Source organism: Ruminococcus bicirculans (ex Wegman et al. 2014) (assembly GCF_000723465.1).
Classification (GTDB): domain Bacteria; phylum Bacillota; class Clostridia; order Oscillospirales; family Ruminococcaceae; genus Hominimerdicola; species Hominimerdicola aceti.
In genome coordinates this window covers 1,608,415-1,625,555 of sequence record NZ_HF545616.1, presented here as the reverse complement: position 1 = coordinate 1,625,555, position 17,141 = coordinate 1,608,415, and the positions used below count along the sequence as shown (strand labels likewise).

14 protein-coding genes are annotated in these 17,141 nt (G+C 44.9%); 7 read left to right on the top strand and 7 right to left on the bottom strand.

What is annotated here, in order from left to right; translation table 11 throughout:
* Positions 1-270: 270 nt before the first annotated feature.
* From RBI_RS07435 to RBI_RS07425, 3 genes are all read left to right on the top strand, one after another.
* Positions 271-2,067, top strand: coding sequence for a L,D-transpeptidase family protein (locus RBI_RS07435; protein WP_051706610.1), 1,797 nt, complete (start codon positions 271-273; stop codon positions 2,065-2,067).
* Between the two features lie 67 nt (positions 2,068-2,134).
* Positions 2,135-3,976: an excinuclease ABC subunit UvrC gene (gene uvrC, locus RBI_RS07430; RefSeq protein ID WP_081855988.1), complete on the top strand. Its 1,842-nt coding sequence runs from the start codon at positions 2,135-2,137 to the stop codon at positions 3,974-3,976.
* Positions 3,976-5,268, top strand: coding sequence for a bifunctional folylpolyglutamate synthase/dihydrofolate synthase (locus tag RBI_RS07425; protein ID WP_242843631.1), 1,293 nt, complete (start codon positions 3,976-3,978; stop codon positions 5,266-5,268). Before uvrC ends, RBI_RS07425 begins: the two co-directional genes overlap by 1 nt.
* A 43-nt stretch (positions 5,269-5,311) precedes the next feature.
* Here the strand turns inward: RBI_RS07425 and glpK are convergent, their stop codons facing one another.
* Positions 5,312-6,793, bottom strand: a complete 1,482-nt coding sequence (gene glpK / locus RBI_RS07420; protein ID WP_038672063.1) for a glycerol kinase GlpK — start codon at positions 6,791-6,793, stop codon at positions 5,312-5,314.
* A gap of 329 nt (positions 6,794-7,122) precedes the next feature.
* On the bottom strand, positions 7,123-8,997 hold the full coding sequence (locus RBI_RS15100; RefSeq protein WP_038672061.1) for a hypothetical protein: 1,875 nt from the start codon (positions 8,995-8,997) through the stop codon (positions 7,123-7,125).
* 398 nt (positions 8,998-9,395) lie between these two features.
* Between RBI_RS15100 and RBI_RS07410 the strand changes: the two genes are divergently transcribed.
* The 4 genes from RBI_RS07410 (at position 9,396) to RBI_RS15095 (ending at position 12,462) form a co-directional block, all read left to right on the top strand.
* On the top strand, positions 9,396-10,100 hold the full coding sequence (locus RBI_RS07410; RefSeq protein ID WP_022287921.1) for a hypothetical protein: 705 nt from the start codon (positions 9,396-9,398) through the stop codon (positions 10,098-10,100).
* A 59-nt stretch (positions 10,101-10,159) separates the two neighbouring features.
* Positions 10,160-10,669, top strand: a complete 510-nt coding sequence (locus RBI_RS07405; RefSeq protein WP_022287922.1) for a hypothetical protein — start codon at positions 10,160-10,162, stop codon at positions 10,667-10,669.
* 35 nt (positions 10,670-10,704) lie between these two features.
* Positions 10,705-11,181 (top strand): peptidylprolyl isomerase, encoded by a 477-nt coding sequence (locus RBI_RS07400; RefSeq protein WP_038672059.1) that lies wholly within the window; start codon positions 10,705-10,707, stop codon positions 11,179-11,181.
* 78 nt (positions 11,182-11,259) lie between these two features.
* The gene (locus tag RBI_RS15095) at positions 11,260-12,462 is read left to right on the top strand and encodes a hypothetical protein (protein ID WP_038672057.1); all 1,203 of its coding nucleotides are present in this window, start codon (positions 11,260-11,262) and stop codon (positions 12,460-12,462) included.
* Positions 12,463-12,513: 51 nt separating this feature from the next.
* Here RBI_RS15095 and RBI_RS07390 read toward each other — a convergent pair whose 3' ends face one another.
* The 5 genes from RBI_RS07390 to RBI_RS07370 form a co-directional block, all read right to left on the bottom strand.
* Positions 12,514-13,350: a prephenate dehydrogenase gene (locus tag RBI_RS07390; protein ID WP_038672055.1), complete on the bottom strand. Its 837-nt coding sequence runs from the start codon at positions 13,348-13,350 to the stop codon at positions 12,514-12,516.
* Between the two features lie 96 nt (positions 13,351-13,446).
* Positions 13,447-14,736 (bottom strand): Sapep family Mn(2+)-dependent dipeptidase, encoded by a 1,290-nt coding sequence (locus tag RBI_RS07385; protein WP_038672053.1) that lies wholly within the window; start codon positions 14,734-14,736, stop codon positions 13,447-13,449.
* 2 nt (positions 14,737-14,738) lie between these two features.
* A complete protein-coding gene (locus RBI_RS07380) occupies positions 14,739-15,596 on the bottom strand; it encodes a metallophosphoesterase (RefSeq protein WP_038672051.1) in 858 nt (285 codons plus the stop codon).
* 15 nt (positions 15,597-15,611) lie between these two features.
* The gene (locus tag RBI_RS07375) at positions 15,612-16,460 is read right to left on the bottom strand and encodes a patatin-like phospholipase family protein (protein ID WP_178086262.1); all 849 of its coding nucleotides are present in this window, start codon (positions 16,458-16,460) and stop codon (positions 15,612-15,614) included.
* Positions 16,461-16,607: 147 nt separating this feature from the next.
* On the bottom strand, positions 16,608-17,129 hold the full coding sequence (locus RBI_RS07370; protein ID WP_051706607.1) for a hypothetical protein: 522 nt from the start codon (positions 17,127-17,129) through the stop codon (positions 16,608-16,610).
* Positions 17,130-17,141 lie beyond the last annotated feature (12 nt).

Here is a 17,141-nt window from a genome sequence, read left to right as displayed (position 1 = left end):
ACCTTTACCACATATATTATAATACTTATTGTGATCTTTTTCAAGAGGTTTTGCAAAAAAAATTCCTTGTCATAGGAAAAATATGCAGGATAACATTTTGAAAACTGCATTTTTATACAACTGTATGAAAACTGTTGAGAAATCGTCATAAAATTGTCTTTATATTGTAGGAAATACTCCTTGAAAAAAAGGTGATAGTGTTGTATAATAGGGTAAAATAAATGTAAAACGAGTATATTATAATAAGGTTATATAAGGAAAGGTAATGTTATGAACGATAGAGAAAGAAAGGATAACGAGCTTGGTATAGATCTTGATATGAAAGGTCTTACCCTCGACAGCGATGAAGCCGCAAAGCCGCAGGCGCAGAACCGCCCTATGAGCCATGAGGATATGGCAAGAATGATCGCTAAAAATATGGCAATGCAGGACGGCGGCTTTGACGAGCCTATCACTCCCGTAAGAGGAGTTTCAGACTTTGGCGAGGAAACTATCAAGCCTAAAAAGCCCAAAACAACTGAAACACGCAGTAAAAATGCAAAGCCTGCATCAAAGCAGACTTCAAAGAGCGGCTCAAAGAATGGAAAAAAGAAGAAAAAGAAGTCCTCGTCAGGAAAGACTGTCGCAATAGCAATATGCTCAGTTGTTGGTGTTATGATAGTCGCCGCAGGTGGCTTCTATCTCTGGGGCATGAATTCGTATAAGGATAGATTTCTTGGAAATACATATATAAACGGCATCGAGGTCAGCGGAAAGACCAAGGCGGAAGCCTATAAGCTCGTAAGCGAGCAGGCTGTTATCCCCGAAGCCATCACCGTTACAAAGAAAGACGGCACAACATTTTCCATAAAGCTGTCTGAAATAGGCTATAACGATAATACTCAAAACCTTATCACACAGTATTATACTCAGCAAAACCACTATTCATGGTTCTCTTCTGCCATGAAGCGTACGGATTTCACTTTTGAATCTAAGTTCAAGTACGATAAGGCTAAGCTTGAAAAGGTGCTGAAAAGAAAGGTGCTTGACTCCCAAAGCACAAAAGATCCTGAGGACGCCTATATCAAAAAAGGCGACGACAACAGCTATGTTGTGGTAAAAGAAACCACGGGCGACGCTGTGGAGGAGAATAAGATAGACGAGCTTTATTCCTATGTGGAAAATCAGATTGACGACGGTAGCTTTGACGTTGATATCTCAAAGGCAGATTGCTATAAAAAGCCTGCCATAACAGCGGATATGCTTGAAGAGACCTGCAAGAAGCTCAATAACCTTAACGATATCGAAATAACATTCGATTTTATCTACACCACCGAAACTCTCACGGGTGATACTATCATGGATTGGATAACCTTTGACGAGGATAACGCCGAAGCCGGCTATACAGTTGATGAAGATAAGGCAATGGCATATGTTGAAGACCTTGCAGATAAGTATGATACCTATGGCAAGGACAGAGAGTTCAAGACCACAAAGCGTGGAACTATCACTATCTCCGAGGGCCAGGGCTGTTACGGCTGGTGGATAGACCAGCAAAAGACCTGCGACCTTATCGTGGACCTTGTTGAAAAGGGAGAGTCTGCCGAAACTGAGCCTGTCTACTATGTAAACCCTGACTCAGCCTATGAGTACACCTGCAATAAGGATTGGCGTACAGCCGATAAGGATTACGGCAACACTTATATCGAGGTAGACCTCACCGCACAGCATTTGTGGTATTATAAAGACGGAAAGCTCGCAATGGAGTCTGATATAGTTTCAGGCTATCCAAGCAAGTCAAGAAATACCCCTGGCGGTGTTTATAAGCTTTGGTATAAGGAAAAGGGCAAGACCCTCAGAGGCTCAGCAGACGGACAGTCTTATGCCTCATATGTTGACTATTGGAACAACGTTTCCACTATCGGCATAGGACTTCACGACGCATCATGGCAGAACGGCAACTTTGGCGGCAGCCGTTATAAGTCAAGCACATGGGGCTCACACGGCTGTATAAATATGCCTTTAGATAAAGCAAAATACGTTTATGACAAAATAGATATGGGTACTCCTGTATTTATGTATTGGTAAGAGATAATAGCAAGGCAATACGGACAACTCGTATTGCCTTTGCTTTTAGTTTCAGTTAGGAGAATTTATGTACATTACAGATGAAGACAACCCACGCCTGCCATTTCTGCGTGATAAAACTTCAAAGCTCACCACCTCACCGGGCTGTTATATAATGAAAGACAAAATGAAAAAGATAATATATATCGGCAAGGCGAAAAATCTCCGCAACCGTGTGACATCTTATTTCAGAAAGTGTCAGGATCACCTGCCAAAGGTGTGGAAAATGGTGTCCCACGTCTATGACTATGACTTTATCGTCACCGACTCTGAGTTTGAAGCCCTGGTGCTGGAGTGTTCTCTTATAAAGCAGTATACCCCGAAGTATAATATCCTGCTGAAAGACGATAAGGGCTATAGCTATATCAGGGTCACAAATGAGGACTATCCACGTTTGCAAGCCGTCCTGCAAAAATACGATGACGGAGCAGAGTATATAGGACCTTATACAAGCTCGTTTGCAGTAAAACAAGCCGTTATCGAAGCCAATAAAGTCTTTATGCTCCCTACCTGCACCCGAAAATTTCCGCAGGATTTCAGAAAACAGCGTCCCTGCCTTAATATGCACATAAAGCAGTGCATGGGCGTTTGCACAGGGAAATTCTCCAAAGAGGAGTATAATTCTATAGTCCGTCAGGCGGTGGACTATATCCGAAACGGCTCGTCAGATTCAGTTGAAAGACTCACCGAGGAAATGAACAAAGCCGCTGAGGAGCTTGACTTTGAGCTTGCCGCAAAGCTTCGTGACCGTATCCAAGCCATACAAAAAGCCGCTGAAAGTCAGAAGATAATTAATGACGATATTCATGACACTGATATAATCGCCATTGCTCAAAATGGCGAAATGGCGTGTGCAAGCGTTATAATGTATCGTGGGGGCAGACTTTTTGATAAGGCTTCCTATTTCCTTGGGGAAAAAGACGACAGCGTAAAAATGCGTGAAGATTTTCTCATGCAGTATTATTCCTCCAAAGACAGCATACCGAAAGATATCCTCCTTGACGAGGATATCACAAACGGCGAGATAATAGAGAAATTTCTCCGCCAGAAGTATGACCATGCCGTGAATATCTCTACTCCGAAAAGAGGACAGTTTCTCCGCCTTACCACCCTTGCCAAAAGCAACGCCACCGAGTATCTCTCCATAAAAGTCGGCAGAACGAGCCGTGAGATAACCGCCCTTGAGGAGCTTGCCAAAGCATTGGGACTTCCCAAGACCCCGAAATATATCGAGTGCTACGATATATCAAACCTCGCCTCTACAAATATGGTGGCAGGCATGGTGGTCTTTGAAAACGGCAGACCATGCAAGAAGTATTATAAAAAGTTTTCTATCAAAACAGTTGCAGAGCAAAATGACTATGCCTGTATGCAGGAGGTCATAGAACGTCGCTTTAGAAACTACTTTGAGAAAACAGACGAGGGCTTTTCCATTATGCCCGACCTTATCTTGCTTGACGGTGGAAACGGCCACGTCAATGCTGTTGAGCCTGTCTTAGAGCGAATGGGTGTGACCTGCCCATTGTTCGGACTTGTGAAAGACTCCAAGCACCGCACAAGAGCAGTTGCCACAGGGGGCGGAGAAATAAGCCTTGCAAAGTGCAGAGCGGCATTCAATCTTGTTACCGCCATTCAGGACGAAGTCCATAGAGTAGCCATAACCTATCAGGCACAGAAACATAAAAAGAATGCCCACCGACTTGAAATAACCAAGGTCAAAGGCATAGGCGATAAAAAAGCCGCCAAGCTAATAACCGAGTATAAAACCAAAGAGGCTCTCAAAAAAGCCACAGTAGAGGAGCTTGCAAAGACCGCAGGTGTAAATATAGACACCGCAAGAGAGCTTAAAGAAATAATAGACGAAATGTAGTGATAGAATTGATAGAAAATACCAAAGACATAGACGAGCTTGAATTTATAAACAGCTTTTCCCATTCAGGCAAGCCCGTGAAAGACCTGTCCAGAATAAAAGCCTTGCTTTCCGACCTTGGCGACCCGCAGGACAGCCTTAAATTCGTCCATATCGCTGGCACCAATGGCAAAGGTTCAATGGCGCAGATGTTCAGCGAGGTATTTCAGTGCGCAGGGCTGAAAACAGGTCTTTTCACATCGCCTTATATAATAAGCTATACCGACAGGATAAAAATAAACGGCATTGATATCCCAAAGCCTGCCCTTGCGAAAATGGCAAAGCGTGTGAAAGCCGTCACCGATATGCACTGCGACCGTGAAAATTTCTCTCAGTTTGAAATAACCACCGCCATAGCTTTCCTCTATTTTGCCGAGGAAAACTGCGATATAGTCGTCCTCGAAACAGGTCTTGGGGGACTTTTGGACAGCACCAACGTTATAAAAACGCCTGTCCTCACAGTCATAGGCTCAGTTGATTTCGACCACACCGCCATTTTAGGTGACACCCTTGAGAAAATAGCCTATCAGAAAGCAGGCATTATAAAACCCCACTGCCCATGCGTTTTGAGCGCAGGCAACGACATGAAAGTTATCCGCACTGTCCGTGAGCAGGCAGTAAAAAATCTTTCTCAGCTCGTTATCCCCGACATCAATCAGCTCAAACTTATAAGCTGTGACGTTTTCGGCTCAAAGTTTGAGTTCAAGGGACAGCATTATGAAGTCACAATGGGTGGCGCACATCAGGTACTGAACGCCATGAGCGTCATAAGTGGTATACGTCTTATAAACGATACCCTGAAAATTCCCCAGGATAAAATTTTTGAGGGCATCAAAAAAGCCCAGCTCCAAGGCAGAGTGCAGATACTCAGCCGTGAGCCACTTTTGATACTTGACGGAGCACACAATCCCGACGGCTTGTCAGCCTTGGCAGGCGTATTGGAGCATTGTGAAAAACACCCATGTTACGCCGTTATGGGAATGTGCAGGGATAAAAACATCACCGAGGCTGTAAAGAAACTCATACCGTATGTAGACAAATTCTACACAGTTGACGGTTTCAGCGACAGAGCCGAAACTGCCTCTGACCTTGCCGACATCATAACCAACGCAGGCGGCAGGGCAGAGCAAAGTCCAAAGCCTGCCCTTGAAATGGCACGTCAGCTAATAAACGAGAATCCTCACGGAGTAAATCTTATATGCGGTTCGCTTTTCCTATGTGCCCAGGTGCTTAATGAAATGAAAGATATGTAACAGAAAGGGCGACCCACCCAAGGTCGCCCGATTTTTTTTACCTTTATTCCCTAATAGCCGCCCCGACCGCTTTCTTCCAACCACTTATCAGATCACTGCGTTTACTCTCGCTCATAGACGGAATAAACTCCCTGAACTTATCCGAAACGCCAACAAGCTCTTCCATACTGCCCCAAAGCCCACAGCCAAGCCCTGCAAGATATGCCGCACCTGTTGCGGTGGATTCCACGTTATAAGGCCTTATGACCGAGTGACCCAATATATCAGCCTGAAATTCCATAAGAAAATCGTTGCTCGCCGCACCACCGTCAGCCTTTATGCTTCCGATAGCCCCAGCGTCCTCCTCCATTGCTCTGAGGACGTCATAGGTCTGATAGCACATCGCCTCCAGTGTCGCCCTGACTATGTGGCATCTGTTCGTGCCCCTTGTCAGCCCTGTTATCATGCCCCTTGCCTCAGGCTTCCAGTATGGCGCACCAAGTCCCACGAATGCAGGCACAAAGTAAACTCCCCCTGCGTCCTCAACGCTCCTTGCAAGCTCCTCGGTTTCTGCCGCTGTGCGTATTATGCAAAGCTCGTCACGAAGCCATTTTACAGCCGCACCCGATACGAATACCGACCCCTCCAGAGCATAATTCACCTTTCCGCCTATGCCCCAGGCAATAGTCGTGAGCAGTCCATGACGGCTTTCCACAGGCTTTTCTCCCGTGTTCATAAGCAGAAAGCCGCCAGTGCCGTAGGTGTTTTTCACATCGCCCTCACGGAAACAGCATTGCCCGAAAAGTGCCGCCTGCTGATCTCCTGCACAGCCTGCGATCTTTATCCTGCTTCCGAAAATGTTCTCCTCAGTTTCGCCCAAGTCACCCGAACATTCTTTGACCTCAGGGAGCATACAGCTGGGTATGCCCAAAAGTCCCAGTATCTCCCTGTCCCATTCAAGGGTGTGAATGTTGAAAAGCATAGTCCTGGAAGCATTGGAGTAGTCCGTAACGTGTACCATTCCCCCTGTCAGATTCCATATGAGCCAGCAATCCACAGTGCCGAAAAGTATCTCCCCCTTTTCTGCACGCTCCCTTACGCCCTCAACATTTTCAAGTATCCACTTTATCTTTGTGGCAGAGAAATAAGGGTCGATAAGAAGTCCCGTCTTGTCCTTGAAAAACTTCTGTAAGCCCTGACTTTCCATTCGTGCGCAGTCCTCAGAAGTCCTTCTGCATTGCCAAACGATAGCATTATAAACAGGCTTGCCGGTGTTCTTGTCCCAAAGTATCGTCGTTTCACGCTGGTTGGCGATGCCGATAGCCGCCACGTCCTCCGCTGTTATCCCAGCCTTTGCAATGACCTCACGAGCAGAACTGAGCTGACTTTCCAGTATGTCCATAGGGTCATGCTCCACCCAGCCGTTGCCGGGAAATATCTGCGGATATTCTTTCTGTACGCTCGCAACCTTTTCACCCTTTGCGTTAAAAAGCACCGCTCTGGAGGAAGTCGTTCCCTGATCTAAAGAGAGTATGTATTCTTTCATAAAATTTCTCCTTATTGCAAAAAAGGGGCGGAAATCCCACCCCTTATAAATCTGTTATCTAAATTTCTAACACTGTTTATTTTCCTACAAAATTTCGCATCACATTATAATGTAGGGGACGGCGCCCTCGACGTCCCGCTTCCTCGCCCGATTAATTGCCGAATAAACTTGTGTTACTCGCAAAATGCTGACGTTTTCATAAACCATGTAGGGAAACGGTGCAATTTCTGCTTTGCAGAAATGTGACGTCCCGCTTGCCCGACGTTTTGTTTACTTATTCTTTTTCGTTACACCACGTTGCGGATAGTCTGCCATACTTTATATCGTCATCAAATAAGCCCCGTGTAAAGCAGTATAAGATAAATGATCAACAAAAGCGACAGAACGCCAAGAAGCTTCCAAATACCCTTTATGGCGGACTTTTCCTGCTTTTTAGCTTTAACAAATTCCTCGATAGCGTCCGGAGTGTATTCTTTGTGCATCTGGCTTCCTACTGTTGGATTGAGCATATCATTGATGTTGATGTTGCGGTATTTTTCCTCACGAAGCTTCTTAGGATCGGTCTCCTTGGTGCTGATGTTATCATATGAAGAATTGAGCAGGCTCTTGTCCATTTTCTTCATGTTGATAGCGTCCATAGAAAGCTCTGCTTCCTCAGGTCTGCCAAGGCTGTCACCATTGTCGTAAATATGCTTTGTGTCAACGCTCTTCATAAGCTGATTGTTTGAGCGGTTTGCCCTCAGCATCTTGATAAGAGTGTCCGTGTAGAGGTTTTCCTCTTCCTCAGCCTCGTCAGTAAGGATTATGTCCGAGGTGTCGTTTATCGCCTCGTCAACTGTATCGATAAGGGAAGTAAGTCCCTTGTTTGCCTTCTTGTATGGCTTTTTAGCCGCAGGCTTCGGAGCTTCCGCCGCAGGCTGTGGAGCAGGCTGGCTGTACACAGGTGCTGAAACTGTCTGCTGTGCAGGCTGTGCTGTCTGAACAGGCGTTGGAGCAGGTGCAGGCTGTGAAACTGGCGGAACAGGAGCAGTAACAGGCTGGCTTGCAGGTGCAGAGCCTGAAATGCCCTCGTGTCCCGGAATAAAGATCTTTCTCTTTCTTATAGGTGCGTTTATCTCGCCGGGAATACCGCTCTGAGCCATCGGCTTTGTGTTGAATACAGAAGCAGACTGGATGTCCTCTGTAGGCGTCGGTGCAGGAGCAGGCTGTGGCTCTGGTATAGGCTCTGGCTCTGGGATAGGTTCTGGCTTTGGTGCAGGCTCAGGCTGAACGGGAGCTGGAGGCGGAACTACCTTAAGCTCAGGATTTTCCTCAGGCTCGTCAGGTATAGGCTCGCTGTCAGGACCGTCCTCGCCAACGATAGCGTCAGCAGAAATGGAGCTTGCAGCCGCAGAGAAATCGTTGCTCTCGATAGCAGAGTCCTCGTCGCCCTCAAAGTTTACCATTTTGCCTGTTGTAACATCATAGTATTCCTCGCCGTCCTTGACAGCGATCTTGAGCTTCGGCGCAGGCTCGCCCCTCTTAGGCAGGTTAGCCTGTGGAATGTCAATGTCAGGGAATACCTCGTTAACGTCCACCTTTGCGATCTTAAGTATCTCCATTGCGGATCTGCACTTCATAGAGCCTCTTACCATTTCCTTGATAGGAAGCAGAATTATATCGCAGAATGTGGCATAGAAAGACCTCAGCGCAGACATTGAGCTGTCAAGCATATCCTGCGGAAAACGATGGTCAAAATACTTATCCCATTGCTCAGGGCTTGACATTATCATCTTGTCTATGTACTGACAAAGTGGTATCCAAAGCTCAGGCTCTTCAAAATCTCTGTCATTGGTGATGAGCCACATATAACATCTGAGGAAACAGTCATAGCATGAGATATCTCTGAGGTTGAGCATAACGTCATCAATGTTCAGGGAAGCCGAAAATATAGGATCAGAGAATGCGAAGCATCTGTATCCGTTGCTGGCAATCTTTGCATAAGCCGTTTTCAGATCCTTTTCAGAACGGGAGAAAGGCGGCAGAAAATCAAAATCATAAGGCGTTTCATAATCAGCCGTGTCACCTTTAGCCGCCATATCAAGCAACTTTTTGTATGTGAGCGTGACATCAGCAGTAGGAGTGTCAACGGCTATGCCGAGCACCCTGAAAGGATTGCAGGCAAAAAGTTCCATTGCTGTTATCCCAAGTGACGGTCTTGTCATAAATAGATCCTCCTCCATGAATTTACTTCATATATACTTAAGCTTTTACCCTTCTTATTCGTGTTATCTTCTTCACGATCGGGTATTTTTGTGTATTTTTATGCCAAAATAGTTTTCTTAAACTAATTTGTTTTTTGTTTTTAATTAACAAAATAAATAACTTAACAAATATAGTATAGCAAATATTAGTATAGATTACATTAACTAAGCGTGAATTTTATATTTATATTATATTAATACAAAACAAAATGCACAAAAAGAGTTTAAAAAATCGTACAAAAAGTAACTGTCAAAAGGTTTGCAATTTTGGTGAAAATATTGTATAATAAATAAGTATAAGATGTCAGGCATAAAAAGCCGATATCAGATCATCATGCCAATAAAAAGGGGGAGATCTTATGGGTCTGTTCAGCAGAAAAAGCTCCGAGCCCAAAACATCGACACAGCCTAAAAAGCAGCAGATAAATGCTGATGATATATGGAACACGCCTGTGAAGAGAGCAGGCGGAGATACGGCTTTTGTGAAGGAGTCCAGCAGCGATAAGGTACACGCCGAGAAGATAACCGATACCATAGAGCCGGAAACTATCCGCAGCAAGATGGAGCAGCTTGAAAAAGAGCTGGCTGAAAAGAAAAACGATCCCGTAAAGACCTATGCCGACTACGACGTGAACCCGGTAGGACAGGCTGAGATAACCGATGCCCAGAGCGAGTATGAAAAGCTTTATGAGGAGGAACACGCAAGATTTGTAGCTTCTCATAAAGAGGATATAAGCGTGGCGTCCGTTGAGGGTATCGACTCAAAGCTTGAGGAGATATATAGGATACATGACGAGAAAGTGGCTCAGGAGAAGCGTGATACAGGCAATATCGAAGCCATAAGTGCAGAAACTACAGCCGCAAAGGTGGCTGAGCTTCCTTATGCAAAAAAGCCTGAGGACTATGCAGAGTATAAGGATATAAAGGGAATATCCGTCGATGAGGCTCTTGTGGAGGGTCTTGGCTCTGTTGACCACAGCGAGGACGACGACGCTATCGGCTCAGTATCGGAAGAGTTTTTGGCGCAGAAGGTGAAAGAATTTAACGAAAAATATGGCAGATGATCGGGGTAAAGGCAGTAATTAGGGGTATTGCCAGAATAAATTGAATTGGAGAGATAAAATTGAAGATCAATACCGATAACCCTATCATAAAGTTTTCAGGCAAAGGCAAGCCGTTTCAGTATGATAAGTTGCTTTATGCTACATTAAATGAGTATATACTTGATTATAAGAATGCAAGACTTGATAAGCTTACCGATCAGGACGCTTCTATATGCCTTGCGAGAATAATAAGAAAAATGGAAGTCAATGACGTTCCTGTCCAGCAGTTTTTCCATGAAGAGCTTGAAAAGTGGAGCGAGCATACCAACTATGAGAAGATACTCAGACTTTGCGAGCTTATGGCAAAGGATATCTTCGGCTGTTTTGATAAGAACAGAGATGACGGCAACGGCGGCTTCTATAAAACAGACAGGCTCTATTGCGTAAATAATGACGGTGAAAGAGATTATATCGTTTGTGACGAGGTTGAGAAAAAGGGACTTTTCAAGAAAGTTCCAACTCCTGTCACATTGTATTTCAATGATCTTATGGAGAAAAATAAACGTGGCGAGCTGCCAAAATCCAAGTAAATTTTGTATTAACAGATAATAAGGAGAGTATTAACATGGTAAATATAGAAATGGCAAACGGAAAGAATATCAAGATCGAGCTTTATCCTGATGTTGCACCTATCACAGTTGCAAATTTTGAGAAGCTTGTTAAAGAGGGCTTTTATGACGGACTTATTTTTCATAGAGTTATCTCAGGCTTTATGATACAGGGCGGCGACCCGACGGGAACAGGCATGGGCGGTGCAAAAGAGAAGATAAAGGGCGAGTTCCTTGCCAATGGTGTTCGTAACGACCTCAAGCATACAAGAGGCGTTATCTCAATGGCACGTTCAGCAATGCCAAATTCAGCAAGCTCACAGTTTTTCATCATGCACCAGGACGCTCCTCATCTTGACGGACAGTATGCAGCATTCGGCAAGGTAGTCGAGGGCATGGACGTTGTTGACGAGATCGCAGCAGTTGACGTAAATTTCAACGATAAGCCGCTTGTAGATCAGGTCATGAAGAAAGTAACTCTTATTGAGGACTAATAAAAAGTAAAATCATGGGCTGCGGTCTTTATGGCGGCAGCCCTTGTTTACGGCAAAAAAATATCAGGAGAGTAAATAATGGATTTCAAAAAAGTAACAGTGGGATTTTTTGCAGCGGTCATGGCAATGACCTCAGTGTGTTTCGCTGATCCCGAAACGCCTGTGACAACCGATGTGCCAGCCACAGATCCTGTACCGGAAACAACCACTACCACTCAGCCTCAGTGGGAGGACACTGAAACGACTACAACTACCACAGCTCAGACATGGGAAACCACCACATGGGGAACTACCACATCTTATTCCTATGTTCCGGACACTCCGACTTCTACGCCGACAGTTGTAAAGCTTGTGGTCAGCGAGGTAAAGGATAAAAAGTTCACAGCGAAAATAAATATCCAGTGCGACCACCTTATCTCAAACGCCTCTATCTCCGTGGGCTATGACGATAGCCTTGTAGAGTTTGAAAAGTGCGAAACCAATGATAAAGCAGGGGGCATGGCAGTAGACAATGCCTTTGCAGGTAAGTTTGTATATAACTATGTGAACGCAGACGGCACAGACTTTGACGGTGATTATGCGACCCTCCATTTCAAAGTCGCAGACGAAAAGCTCACCTCAACAGTGCTTTATCTCACAGTAAATTCCCTTGATGACGAAAACCTCAATGCCATATCAAATCAGGTAGAGAACGGTATCGTCAAGTATCAGGACGCTGCAGACGTTCAGCAGGACGACAGCGATTACATCGAAATAGACGTTGACTATTCCAAGTACCCTATCGCTCCTGAGGATATAGGACTTACAGATGTTGACAGCGTAACAGTAGCCAACGGCGAAGTGCTTATATTCGAGGACGGCAAGTTCCAGACCCTCAGCACAGGCGAAACAAAGATAGATATTGTTTATAAGGACGGCTCAGTAGGGCATTTTAAAATAGTGATAAAAGAACCTGAAGCCGTGAAGCTTGAAAGCTCAGAAGCAGAAGCGACCTCAAAAGCCGCAAGTCCGGTGTCGGAAAAAAAGAGCGGTTCATCAATGGGCGTTATTATTGGTGTGGTCTGCGTTTTGTGCTTAGCTCTTATTGCCGCTGAATATCTTATGATAGTGAAAAACAAAACAGTAGGCGACAATAAGTCAGCCAACAAGGATAATGATAAAGATATCCACGATACAGACGAAAGCGACGATACCAATTTGTCCGAGCCTGACGAACCTGACGAAAATGAAGAGCAGGAAGAAACTGATAATACAGACGACGATACGGACACAGAAGAATAAACAAAAATCGGTGCAGAGAATTGAAACTCTGACACCGCTTTGTTTTCTTATTTAGCTATTATTAGACAATTCCTTAAGCTCTCGACCCTCTTTAAGCAGGTCATGCAACCTTTGAGCGTCATTATTTGCAATAGCATCACGATACTCCGTTAATCTTGCGATTATATGCTCTATCTCGTCCACCAGTGGACCACGGTTCATAAGGAAAAGCTCCGTCCACATATCCTCGTTGAGTTTAGCCACTCTCGTAAGGTCTTTGAATGATCCTGCCGAAAAGCCTGCCTGCTTTAAAAGACTAGGGCTTTTTACATAGGAGCTTGATACAACATGAGCAAGCTGAGAAGTGAACGCAATAACGCTGTCATGCTCCTTAACGTTTGATACAACGACCTTCGCAAAACCTATGTTATATGCAAGCCTTGATATATCCTGCACCACCCTCATAGGCGTTCTGTCAGTAGGCGTCATTATAAAGCTTGCTTTCTCAAAAAGATTGTCCACCGAGTAAGCAAAGCCAGAAAATTCACGTCCAGCCATAGGGTGACAGCCGAGAAAGTTTACGCCGTTTTCAATGCAAACGCCCTCTACAGCTCTGACTATCTCGCCCTTTACACCGCAGGTGTCAAGAACGATACCGCCCTTTTTGAACTTACCTGCATTCTCCGTGATGAATTTTATGGTAGCCTCAGGGTGAAGTCCCACGATAACAACGTCACAGCCTGCAAGGTCGTCAATGGTCATTTCACCGTCGATAGCCTCCTGCGCCAGCGCCCCTGCTATCGTTCCCCTGTCAATATCTATACCGAAACAGCTCTCATGAGTGTTCTTTTTTATTGCCTTGGCAAGCGAACCGCCTATAAGTCCAAGTCCAACTATACAAATCTTCATTGTCCGTCATGCTCCCTTTGCTTTTACGCTTTTAAGCTTTTATGTAATAAAGTATACCACTAAAATCACACTTTGTCAAGAGCCATGCACACCCAATTATTCACCGCAAAGCTCTGCAATAGCGTTTGCGTACATATTCAGATTTATTTTGAAAGTTTCCATGGAAATATGCTCGTCAGCTCCGTGCATATTGTTGTTTTCCTCAGGAAATTCCGCACCGAACGCAACACCGCCCTTTGTGTTGTGAACGTAGGTTATTCCGCCCTCTGCGATACATTTTCCCTTTTCGCCCTTGACCTTTTCGTATACCCTTAACAATGTCTGAACGAACTCACTGTTTTCGTCCACATAATGCGGCTCCATGCCGTCAAGCTCGTCCACCTTGAAGCCCTTGCTTTCAAGTGCCGAAGTTATGATACCGCTTATCTCAGCAAGCGTCTTGTCAATAGGGAAGCGTATGTCGATACCGCCATGAAGCCTGCCACCCTCAGTTTTAAGGATAGTCAGCGCACAGGTCATCTCGCCTGATACATCGTCTGAAAAACCAAGACCGCAGGACTTTCCGTTGCATTCTCCGTGTGGGAAAAGCTCAGCCAACCCACCAAGGAGAGCATTTTTATTTTTGTATTCTGCCACAAATTTCGTCACCGCATTGTCGCCGTTTTCAGGTCTTGACCCGTGTGACGATTTTCCTCTGATGACCTTCTCACTGTCGTCAGCAAACTTCACAATGCACTTGTCCGGGATAGCATTTATAACGCTTCCACCATTTATCTCAGCTATCTTATCATCTGAAAATTCAGCAGAGAATGTAAGATGCACCATGCCTTTTTCGCAGTTGAGCACAGGAAAAGAGCCGTCGGGGGTGAACACCATTTCAGGGAAAGGCTGTTTGCTTTCATAATATTCCATGTCCTCACAGCCGCCCTCTTCATTGCCACCGAAAATAACACGGAAGTTCTTTTTTATAGGAATGTTAAGCTCTTTGATAGCCTTTACAGCCCACAGCACCGCAACGCTCGGACCTTTGTCGTCAATTGTTCCTCTGCCGAAAAGCTTTCCGTCAGCTTTAGTCAGCTTGAAAGGGGGATAGCTCCAGCCCTCGCCTGCGGGAACAGTGTCAAGATGTGAAAGCACAGCAAGCTTACATTCCCCATTTTGGTAAAAATCACAGTGAACAGCATAGCCGTCAAAGTCCTTTGTTGTCATGCCGAGCTTTTCAAGATAAGCCTTTCCCCAGTTAAGAGCCTTGCGAGAACCCTCGCCAAATGGCTTAACAGGGGCGTTTATGTCACCAATGCTCTCGATAGAAATAATCTCGTCAAGGTCACGAAGTATCTCCTCCATGTGCTTGTCAAAATATTCTGCAAATTGTTTCTGATACATATTTATTCCTGCCTTTCAAGTGTGCAAATCATTATTTCCGAGGGATTATTCAGCCTGAATTTACCAAGCCCCGCCGTAACAGCAAGCTTTGCCAAGCCCTGTTCAGCGTTAAGTTCGTAAATGCCCTTTGTGTATCGTGGAAAGAATTTCCGCTCAGGAGAAAGTATTCCGCCAATAAAAGGCAATCTTATAACTCCCCCGTGACAGTGACCCGAAAACGTCACATCTGCTCCCCAGTCCGCATAAGCACGGAACGCCAGCGGCGTGTGCGAAAGCAAAAAGTTACATTCGCTCCTGTCAGGCTCTCCTAAAAGTTTTGTAAGCTCGTCCTTTGTAATCTGCGGCAGGTCGTGATGTGAAAAATCTTCGTTGCGGTAAAATCTTTGGGGAAGCTGAGTGCCGTATATATTGATGTGATCCTCGCCTATTTTTATCTGCTCCATGTTGTTTCTCAGAATGTGTACTCCACATTCGGTGAGTTTCAAAGCAAGGGCTTCGGCATTGTCCATGTTGTCAGTTTCATGGTTACCGAAAATATAATAGGTCGGTGCAATATGTTTTAGCCTTTTCATAAGGGCAAGCTTCGGTATCATGTCCGTTTCGTCACGGCTGTAAAGATCACCTGCAAAGAAAATAAAGTCAGGCTCGGCGGCAATACAGGAATTTACAAGATTGTTGAAATTGTCCCCATAGCGTTTTTTGTGCAGGTCTGCAAGAAGAAGTATCTTTTTGCCAACAAAATTCTCAGGAAGCTTTGATACTTTCAGCTCATATTCGTTCACCCTTAGCTGTCTGTTTGAAATAAGCATATAACCGCCCAGAAATGCGGCGGCAGCAAAAAGCGGCAGCTTGTATGACATTTTATTACCTCATTCCTACTTGCAAAGATATTTTTTCAGATCGTCCATTGCCCATTTTGCGTGGTTGTAGCCGTAATCGTAGAGCCTTCTCAGCTTTACAGGGTCGCCCTCAGTCCTGCCTACTCCGAAGGTGGTCTTTGGTGTGAAAACAAAGACTTTCCCCTCCGCTTTAAGCTCCATAAGCTCTGCGATACATTTGTTGTATCTCTCGGCTCTTGTGGCAAGGGCTTCGGCAAACTCAGGGTGCTTGTGATAATATTTCATGGCAAGCTTTGTGGCAGGCTCTTGGGTCTTAACATAGCCCTTTGGTCGGGTCAGCACAACGATATTTTTGTCACAGCCTGCTTTTATTGCCTGCATATATGGTATTGAATCTGATATACCGCCGTCCATATATTTTTCTCCGTTTATCTCTATCTCAGGGAAAAGCAGAGGAAGCGCACAGGTTGCTCTAAGCAAATTCCAGTGGGTGTCATCTTTTGGCACGTCCATGTACTCAGCCTTGCCGTTTTTTACGTTTGTAACAACTGCACAAAATCTGCCCTTGAAGTTTCTGTAGGCTTCATAATCAAAGGGAAGCTCAACATTAGGCACAACATTGTAGGCATAATCAAGGTTATAGTAGCATCGGTTTTTCGGGTCGATAAGATGTCTTGCTCCCATGTATTTCTTTGTTCCCATAAACTCAGTTGCAAGGCGGAGATTTCTTCTTATCTGCCCTGAGCAATAAGAAACGCCGAAAGCTGCTCCTGCCGAAACACCTATAACATAATCGGCTATTATTTTATCCTCCAGCAGAGCGTCCATTATTCCGCAGGAATAGACCGTTCTGCTGGCTCCGCCCTCTAAAGTAAGTCCAAGCATGATATTACCTCTGTTTCTGAAAAGAGGACGGCTTGACCGTCCCCATTTTTATTATATTATCTGTCTATTGAGAAAACAGGCGAACCCTGTCCGTCTGTTTTGTTAAACGCACTGAACAACGGGCGAACGCTGTTCGCCCCTACGATTTTATCTTACGGTTTCTGATGTGACGTCATTAGCCACGCTGTTATCCAAAGCTGAATTGTCAAGAACTGTTTCTGTGAACTCTCTGCCGTCGTCGGTAAGAGCCTTTTTCAAGTCATCCATAGCGTTCTTTGTTGCGTTGTCGTCTGTTATCCTTACGATAACATTGTCGCTCATAAGCTTCACTGTGGAAACAAGACTTTTAAGATTTACCACACGCTCATCGATTATATAAGTGCTTCCTGAAACCTTGATGTCATAAAATTCCTTTGGCACTGCTGTTGTTGTGGTAGTAACGGAAGCTTCATTGGAGGAGGCACTTACGTCCTTGCCGTCCCCTGAGCCTTCGCCTTTTCCACCGCCTAGTCCAAGTCCAAGATACTGCATTATAAGAATAAGCGCCGCAATGATAATGACGATCAACATGACACTAAGAAGCTTTTTCTTTTTTTTCTTTTTCTGCTTTTGTCTTTGTTTTTCAAGGTCACTGCGGTAGAGCTTTTCAACATCGTTCTGAATACTCATTTTTATTGTCCT